The following is an 8,055-nucleotide window of genomic DNA, read 5'->3' on the forward strand; positions in this document are numbered from 1 at the left end:
CCCGAACGCCTGGGGTACCGTCGACGGCCATGGCCACGATCGAGGAGTGCAGGACCGCGCTGGGAAAACTCTCGGACAACATGCGGGGCGCCGAGGGCGACGTCCGCGCGGCCGCCGCGCTGGACCGCTCGGTCAGCTGCCACATCACCGACCTCGACGTCACCTTCGCCGGCCGCATGACCGGCGGCCGGATCGAGGTCGACGAGACCCTTCCGGGACCCCCGCGCGAGAAGGCGCAGATCAGGCTCGCCATGGCGGGCGACGACCTGGTGGCCCTGGTCGACGGCGAGCTGAACTTCGCCACCGCCTGGGGCAAGGGCCGGGTACGCCTGGACGCGAGCCTGCTCGACCTGTTCCGGCTCAGGAAGCTGCTGTGAGCCGTGCCTTGCGGGCGGCCGGGACCACGAGCGGGGTCCCCGTCTCGGGGTCGTCGATGATCTGACAGCGCAGCCCGAAGACCTCCTCCACCAGGCCGGCGGTGACGATGTCGTTCGGGGCGCCCTCGGCGATCACCTCGCCGCCGCGCAGGGCGATGAGGTGCGTGGCGTACCGGGCGGCGTGGTTGAGGTCGTGGAGCACCGCGACCAGCGTGCGCCCCTGGGTCTCGTGCAGTTCGGCGCACAGGTCGAGGACGTCGATCTGGTGCTGGATGTCGAGGTAGGTGGTCGGCTCGTCCAGGAGCAGCAGCGGGGTCTGCTGGGCGAGCGCCATGGCGATCCACACCCGCTGGCGCTGGCCGCCGGACAGCTCGTCCACGTACCGGTCGGCGAGTTCGGCGACGCCGGTCTGCGCCATGGACTCCTGGACGACCCGCTCGTCCTCGGCCGACCACTGCCGCAGGATGCCCTGGTGCGGGTAGCGGCCGCGCCCGACGAGGTCGGCGACCGTGATGCCGTCCGGCGCGACGGACGACTGCGGCAGCAGGCCGAGGGTCCGCGCGACCTTCTTCGCCGGCACGGACTGGATGACCTGCCCGTCCAGCAGCACCCGGCCCCGGTTCGGCTTCAGCATCCGGGCCAGCGCCCGCAGCAGCGTCGACTTGCCGCACGCGTTGGGGCCGACGATCACCGTGAAGGAGTGGTCGGGGATCTCCACCGACAACTGCTCGGCGATGACGCGCTGGTCGTAGGCGAGGGTGACGTTCTCGGCGGACAGGCGGTTCACGGTGCTCCTTCGGTTGTGCGGCGCGCTGCCGGCGGTCATATCCGGCCCGCCCTGCGCTCGGTGACGAGCAGCCACAGCAGGTAGGCGCCGCCCAGGACGCCGGTGACCACGCCCACGGGCAGCTGGTCGGCGCCGAAGACGCGCTGTGCGGCCCAGTCGGCGGTGACCAGCAGGGCGGCGCCCATGCAGAGGGAGGGCAGCAGGTTGGGCCCGGGCGAGCGGGTCAGGCGCCGGGCGAGCTGCGGCGCGGTGAGCGCCACGAAGCTGACGGGGCCCGCGGCGGCGGTGGCCGCCGCGGTGAGCAGGACGGCGCAGACCATCAGCACCAGCCGTACACGCTGGACGCGCACGCCGAGGGCGCCGGCGACGTCGTCGCCCATCTCCATCATCCGCAGGCCCCGCCCGCCGGCCAGCACGAGCGGCACGAGGACGGCGCACAGCCCCGCCAGCGGCCACACCTGGTCCCAGTCCCGGCCGTCCAGGGACCCCGTCATCCACACCACCGCGCGGGCGGCGTCGACGAGGTCCGCCTTGGTGAGCAGGTAGCCGTTGACCGCGGTGGCGATCGCGGAGACCCCGATGCCGACCAGGACCAGCCGGTAGCCGTGCACCCCCTGCCGCCAGGCGAGCAGGTAGATGGCGAGTCCGGTCACCAGACCGCCGATCAGCGCGCCCACGGTGACCTCAGCGGCGCTGCCGGACATCAGCACGATCACGACCAGCGCGCCCGCCGTCGAGCCCTGCGACAGTCCCAGCACGTCCGGGCTGCCCAGCGGGTTGCGGGAGACGGTCTGGAACAGGGCGCCGCCGAGCCCGAGCGAGGCGCCGACCAGCAGGCCGACCAGGACCCGCGGCAGCCGCAGCTCGTTGACGATGAAGTCCTGGTAGGCGGTGCTGTGCCCGGCCAGCGTCCTGATCACGTCGGCGGCCGGGATCTTCGCGTCGCCGGTGCCGATCAGCGCCACGCCCGCGGCGAGCGCGGCGGCCAGCAGCAGGACGACGACCAGCAGGGCGCGGACGTCGAGGCGCAGGGAGAGCCCGCCGGGGGTGCGCACGGCGCGGCTCCTGGAGAGTGTCTTCACAGCTGGGCCGTCCTCCGCCGACGTACGAGAAAGACGAACACCGGGCCGCCGATGATCGCGGTGACGATGCCGACCTGGAGCTCCGAGGGGCGGACCACGACCCGGCCGACGACGTCGGCGCCGAGCAGCAGCACCGGGGACAGGACGGTCGCGTAGGGCAGGATCCAGCGCAGGTCGGGGCCGGTGAAGGAGCGCACGACGTGCGGGACCATCAGGCCGACGAAGGCGATCGGGCCGCAGGCGGCGGTCGCGGCCCCGCACAGCACGGTCGCGGCCAGCATGGCCAGCACCCGGGTGCGGCCCAGGGCGGCGCCGAGGGCGCGCGCGGTGTCGTCGCCCATCGCCACGGCGTTCAGCGGCCGGGCCAGGGCGAGCGCGAGGACCGTGCCGACCGCGAAGAACGGCAGCACCTGCACGATGGTCGAGTCGGTGGCCGAGGTCAGCGACCCCACCGTCCAGAACCGCATCCTGCCGAGCGCCGCGTCGTCCGTGATCATCACGGCCTGGAGGTAGCCGTACAGCGCGGCGCTGATCGCCGTGCCGGCCAGCGCCAGCCGCACCGGGGTGGCGCCCCGGCCGCCGCCGAGGAACCACACCAGCGCGCCGACCGCAGCCGCACCGCCGAACGCGAACCACACGTACCCGGAGAGGCTGGTGACGCCGAACCAGGTGATGGCCGTGACGACGGCGGCGGAGGCGCCGGCGTTGATGCCGAGCAGCCCGGGGTCGGCCAGGGGGTTGCGGGTGAGCGCCTGGAGCACCGCCCCGGACAGGCCGAGCGCGGCACCGGCCAGCAGACCGAGCACGGTCCGCGCCAGCCGTTCGTCGACGACGACGTCGCCGTACGTGCCCGTGTCGTGGAACAGACCGTGCCAGACCTGGTCCGGCGACAACCCCTTGGCCCCGATCGCGATGCTCGCCAGAGCGACGAGAGCCAGCACCGCGAGGGAGAGGAGCAGCCCAAAGGCCTTTGCCGCCCGACGGGTTGGGAGCGCGGGGGCGGTCTGCGCGCGTCGTTCCGGAGGACTGTCGACCAACACGAGGTTAGGTTAGCCTACCCTCGCCGCGATCTCGATGCCGGATCCCCGTTCACGCGCTCGCGCCCGCGCTCCCGCCGGTACTCCCGTCCGTCCTCCCCCGCGTTCCCGCGGCCGCCCTCACGCCCGTGCGCATCACCGTCAGAGACCCAGCCTGGCCAGCGCCTTGCCCCCCTCCAGGGCGCAGGAACCGTCCCCGGCCGCCGTCCACGCGGCCGCGCACAGCGCGCGCAGCCCGTCGAGCGCCTCGCCGTCGCCGTCGAGACCCAGCCGGTCCGCGCCGGCGGTCGCCGTCCAGCCGCCGCAGCGGAAACCCTCACCTTCCCGGGTGATGTCGGGCTGACCGGTCAGCAACCCCCGCAGATCGGCGTCCACATACGTCGGCCGGTGCTGCGGCGGTGCGGCGAGCAGCCGCGCGCCGTCCGTGACGCCGGTCAGCACCAGCAGCGAGTCGACCTCGCCGTTGAACGCGCCCTCGATGTCGGTGTCCAGCCGGTCCCCGACCACCAACGGCCGCTCGGCGCCCGTCCGCAGAATGGTCTCCCGGTGCATGGGCGGCAGCGGCTTGCCCGCCACCTGCGGCTCGGCACCCGTGGCGATCCGCACCACCTCGACAGCCGCGCCGTTGCCCGGCGCGATCCCCCGCCCGCTGGGAATCGTCAGATCGGTGTTGGACGCGAACCACGGCACCCCGCGCGCGACGGCGTACGACGCCTCCGCGAACCGCCCCCAGGGCAGGTCGGGCCCGCCGTACCCCTGCACCACCGCCGCCGGATCGTCGTCCGCCGACTCCACCGGCGTCAGACCGCGCTCGCGCAGCGCCACGCGCAGCCCCTCACCACCGATCACCAGCACCCGCGCACCGGCCGGCACCTGCTCGCTGATCAGCCGCGCGGCCGCCTGCGCCGAGGTGATGACGTCGTCCGCCCCGGTCGGTATCCCCAGCTCCGTCAGATGCCCGGCCACCGCGTCCGGGGTGCGCAGGGCGTTGTTGGTGACGTACGCCAGACGCATCCCGCCCGTGCGGGCACGCTCAAGCGAGTCGACGGCGTGCGTGATCGCGTTCCCACCCGCGTACACCACCCCGTCCAGATCGAGCAGCGCCGTGTCGTACGCCTCGCTCAGGGGCTGCCCACTGCCCTCGGGCCTCGTCCTGACGCCCTGGCTCATTCCGCATCGCTCCTCGTTCGCTCGCTTTACCTGTCGATCATCCCCCACGGCACCGGCACACGTACGATGCCGGGATGAACACTGCAGGTCACTCGGAAGCAACGGCGCGCCGGGGCCTGGAACTCAACCCGTTCCGTGGCCTTCGATACGACCCCGACCGGGTCGGCAGTCTGGCCGCCGTCACCTCCCCTCCCTACGACGTCGTGGTCCGCCCCGACGGCCTGCACCACCTCCAGTCCGCCGACCCGCACAACATCGTCCGCCTGATCCTCCCGCAGGCCGCCACCCCCGAGGCCCGCAACGAACAGGCGGCCGACACGCTGCGCCGCTGGCTCGACGAGGGCGTCCTGACCACCGATCCGGACCCCGCCCTCTACGTCTACGAGCAGCGGGCCGGCGACGGCATGCTCCAGCGTGGCATCATCGGCGCCCTGCGGGTGTCCGAGCCCGCGGAGGGCGTGGTGCTCCCGCACGAGGACGTCATGCCCCCGGTGGTCGCCGACCGCGCGGCTCTGATGCGGGCCACCCGCGCCAACCTGGAACCCCTGCTGCTGACCTACCGGGGCAACGGCGCGGCGGCCGAGGTCGTGGAGGAGACCGCGAAGCGGCCCCCACTGCTGGCCACGACCACCGAGGACGGTTTCCGGCACCGGCTGTGGGCGGTCACCGATCCCGCCGACGTCGGCCGCGTCCAGTCCGATCTGGCCCACCACCAGGCGCTCATCGCCGACGGGCACCACCGCTGGGCCACCTACCGGCGGCTGCGCGCCGAGCAGCCCTCTCCCAGCGCCTGGGACCACGGCCTGGTCCTGCTGGTCGACACCGCCCGCTATCCGCTGCGCGTCCGCGCCATCCACCGCCTGCTGCACCGGCTGCCGGTCGCGGACGCCCTGGCGGCCGTGAACGGCCTGTTCCGGGTACGGCGGATCGTCAAACCGCTGCCCGACGCCCTTGCGGCGCTCGCGGACGCGGCCTGCGCGGGCAACGCCTTCCTGTTCGCCGGCGACGGCACCTTCCACCTCGTCGACCGTCCCGACCCCGACCTGCTGGCCCGCACCGTCCCCGCCGACCGCCCGGCCGCCTGGCGCTCGCTGGACGCCACCGTCCTGCACGCCACGCTCCTCGACCACGTCTGGCACATCCCCGAGGACTCCCCGGCGCACATCGCCTACATCCACGACACCGCCGCCACCGTGGAGAAGGCGGAGCGCGACGGCGGTACGGCGGTCCTGCTGCACCCCGTCCACGAGGAGGTCGTCCGCGACCTGGCCCGCCAGGGCGTGACGATGCCGCGCAAGTCGACGTCGTTCGGCCCCAAACCGGCGTCCGGACTGGTGCTGCGGGCGCTGGAGCTCTGACCCCGCACATACGAAAGGGCGGGACCCCGGGGGTCCCGCCCTTTCGTCATTCCGTCACCCGTCCGGGTCAGTCCTTGTCGCCCGATTCGGGGGCGTCGGAGACCTCGGTGGTGGTGTCGGCGCTGTCGGCAGCGCCTGCCGCCTCGGTGGCGTCGGCGCCCGCGTCGGCGGTGACGGCGTCATCGGCGGCCTGGCCGGCGCTCTCGCCCTCGTTCTCGTTCTCGTCGAGGGCGTCGACGAACTCCACACCGTCCAGCTCGGCGAGCCGGTCGGAGGCGTCGGTGCTGCCGTCGCGGTCCGCCTCCACGGCCTTCGCGAACCACTCCCGCGCCTCGTTCTCCCGGCCTGCGGCCAGCAGCGCGTCGGCGTAGGCGTAGCGCAGCCGCGCGGTCCACGGCTGGACGGAGTTGGAGGCCAGCTCCGGGCTCTGCAGGGTCACGATGGCCGCGTCCAGCTGCTCCATGTCACGGCGGGCGCCGGCGGCGACCAGCCGCATCTCGACCTGACCGGCCTTGTCCAGCTTGTGCACCTCGGGGGCGCCGGCCATGTCCAGCGCCTTCTCCGGACGGCCGAGCCCGCGCTCGCAGTCGGCCATGACCGGCCACAGCTCCGCGGAGCCGGTCATGCGCCGCGCGGCCCGGAACTCGGCGAGGGCCTCGCTGTACTTCTGGGTGGCGTACGCGGCGAAGCCGGCGGCCTCGCGGACGGCGGCCACGCGGGACGCCAGGCGCAGGGCCACCCGGGAGTAGCCGTAGGCACCCTCGGGGTCCTCGTCGATGAGCCGCGCGACCATCACCAGGTTCTTCGCGACGTCTTCGGCGAGCGTCTTGGGCAGGCTCTGCAGCTCCTGCCGGACGTCCTTGTCGATCTCGTCGCCGGTGACGTCCTCCGGGATCGGCAGCCGCTTGATCGGCTCACGGTCCCGGTCCCGCTCGTCGCGGAAACGGCCACCGCCGCCACGGCGGTCGCCACCCCGGTCGTCCCGACGGTCGTCACGGCCCCGGTAACCACCGGGCCGGCCGCCGCGGTCGTCCCGACGGGGCCCACGGGCACCGCCACGGTCGTCACGCCCGCGGAAACCACCGCGCTCGCCACGGTCACCCCGGTCGTCCCGGCCCCGGAAGCCGCCACGGTCCTCGCCGCGCCGGTCGTCGCGGCGGTCGTCACGCCGGTCGTCCCGACGGAAGCCGCGGTCGTCGTCACGGCGGCCGTAGCTGCCCCGGTCGTCGTCGCGACGGAACGAGGGACGGTCGCCGCCGCGGTCGTCACGGCGGTCGTCGCGACGGTCGTCACGGCGGAAGCCGCCGTGGCCGGCACGGTCGTCGCGGCGGAAGCCGCCACGGTCGCTCCGGTCGCGGTCGTCGCGCTGGTACGCGGGACGCGAACCCCGGTCACCCTCACGGCGGTAGCCACCACCACGGCTGTCACCGCGGCTGTCACCACCGCGGTCATCACGGCGATCGTCACGGCGGTACGAGGGACGGTCGCCGCCACGGTCGCGGTCGTCACGGCGGTCGTCGCGCCGGCCGGCGTAACCGCCGCGGTCGTCGCGTCGGCCGTAGCCGCCACGGTCGTCGTCACGGCGGTACGAAGGACGGTCGCCGCCGCGGTCGTCACGGCGGTCGCCGCCGCGGTCGTCACGGCGGTACGAGGGACGGTCGCCGCCGCGGTCGTCACGGCGGTACGAGGGACGGTCGCCGCCACGGTCGCTCCGGTCGCGGTCGTCGCGCTGGTACGCGGGACGCGAACCCCGGTCACCCTCACGGCGGTAGCCACCACCACGGCTGTCACCACCGCGGTCATCACGGCGGTACGAGGGACGGTCGCCGCCGCGGTCGTCACGGCGGTACGAGGGACGGTCGCCGCCTCGGTCGCCGCGGTCGTCACGGCGGTCGTCACGCCGGCCGCCGTAACCGCCGCGGTCGTCACGCCGGCCGTAACCACGGTCGTCACGACGGTCGTTGTCCCGGCGGAAGCCACCGCGGTCGCCACGGTCACCACTGTCCCGTCGCCGCTGGTCGCGCTCCGGTCGATCGTCGGGAGAGTTGGTGGACATGGTGACTCCTGTCTTCGGTACACAAGCATTGTAAAAACGAAAGGACCCCTGGTCCCAGCTGAACGCTGGGACCAGGGGTCCTCCAAAGATTGTTCGGCGGTGTCCTACTCTCCCACAGGGTCCCCCCTGCAGTACCATCGGCGCTGTGAGGCTTAGCTTCCGGGTTCGGAATGTAACCGGGCGTTTCC

At 73.7% G+C, this 8,055-nt stretch carries 7 protein-coding genes and 1 rRNA gene; 2 read left to right on the plus strand and 6 right to left on the minus strand.

Annotated elements, in window-relative coordinates:
* The first annotated feature begins 29 nt into the window (after positions 1–29).
* The gene (locus tag PV343_RS38525; RefSeq protein ID WP_319151704.1) at positions 30–377 is read left to right on the plus strand and encodes a sterol-binding protein; all 348 of its coding nucleotides are present in this window, start codon (positions 30–32) and stop codon (positions 375–377) included.
* Here the strand turns inward: PV343_RS38525 and PV343_RS38530 are convergent.
* From PV343_RS38530 to PV343_RS38545, 4 genes are all read right to left on the minus strand, one after another.
* On the minus strand, positions 361–1,203 hold the full coding sequence (locus PV343_RS38530; protein WP_319151705.1) for an ABC transporter ATP-binding protein: 843 nt from the start codon (positions 1,201–1,203) through the stop codon (positions 361–363). The genes PV343_RS38525 and PV343_RS38530 overlap by 17 nt on opposite strands.
* The gene (locus tag PV343_RS38535) at positions 1,200–2,246 is read right to left on the minus strand and encodes a FecCD family ABC transporter permease (RefSeq protein ID WP_319151706.1); all 1,047 of its coding nucleotides are present in this window, start codon (positions 2,244–2,246) and stop codon (positions 1,200–1,202) included. The genes PV343_RS38530 and PV343_RS38535 overlap by 4 nt, the downstream gene beginning before the upstream one ends.
* Complete coding sequence (locus tag PV343_RS38540; protein ID WP_319151707.1) at positions 2,243–3,286, minus strand: FecCD family ABC transporter permease; 1,044 nt, start codon at positions 3,284–3,286, stop codon at positions 2,243–2,245. Before PV343_RS38540 ends, PV343_RS38535 begins: the two co-directional genes overlap by 4 nt.
* 138 nt (positions 3,287–3,424) lie before the next feature.
* Positions 3,425–4,453, minus strand: coding sequence for an HAD hydrolase-like protein (locus PV343_RS38545; protein ID WP_319151708.1), 1,029 nt, complete (start codon positions 4,451–4,453; stop codon positions 3,425–3,427).
* Between the two features lie 74 nt (positions 4,454–4,527).
* On the opposite strand from PV343_RS38545, the gene PV343_RS38550 reads away from it, so the two are divergent.
* A complete protein-coding gene (locus PV343_RS38550; RefSeq protein WP_319151709.1) occupies positions 4,528–5,811 on the plus strand; it encodes a DUF1015 domain-containing protein in 1,284 nt (427 codons plus the stop codon).
* Between the two features lie 67 nt (positions 5,812–5,878).
* On the opposite strand, the gene PV343_RS38555 is transcribed toward PV343_RS38550, so the two are convergent.
* Complete coding sequence (locus PV343_RS38555; RefSeq protein WP_319151711.1) at positions 5,879–6,712, minus strand: tetratricopeptide repeat protein; 834 nt, start codon at positions 6,710–6,712, stop codon at positions 5,879–5,881.
* 1,246 nt (positions 6,713–7,958) lie between these two features.
* Positions 7,959–8,055 (minus strand): 5S ribosomal RNA (rrf, locus tag PV343_RS38560); the annotation flags it as partial.

The organism is Streptomyces sp. WI03-4A (assembly GCF_033792105.1).
Taxonomy (GTDB): Bacteria; Actinomycetota; Actinomycetes; order Streptomycetales; family Streptomycetaceae; genus Streptomyces; species Streptomyces collinus_A.

Excerpts from the sequence above, each read along its gene's own strand:
- PV343_RS38550 (WP_319151709.1), top strand. The coding sequence starts at position 4,528 with ATGAACACTGCAGGTCACTCGGAAGCAACGGCGCGCCGGGGCCTGGAA.
- PV343_RS38530 (WP_319151705.1), bottom strand. The coding sequence starts at position 1,203 with ATGACCGCCGGCAGCGCGCCGCACAACCGAAGGAGCACCGTGAACCGC.
- PV343_RS38525 (WP_319151704.1), top strand. The coding sequence starts at position 30 with ATGGCCACGATCGAGGAGTGCAGGACCGCGCTGGGAAAACTCTCGGAC.
- PV343_RS38545 (WP_319151708.1), bottom strand. The coding sequence starts at position 4,453 with ATGAGCCAGGGCGTCAGGACGAGGCCCGAGGGCAGTGGGCAGCCCCTG.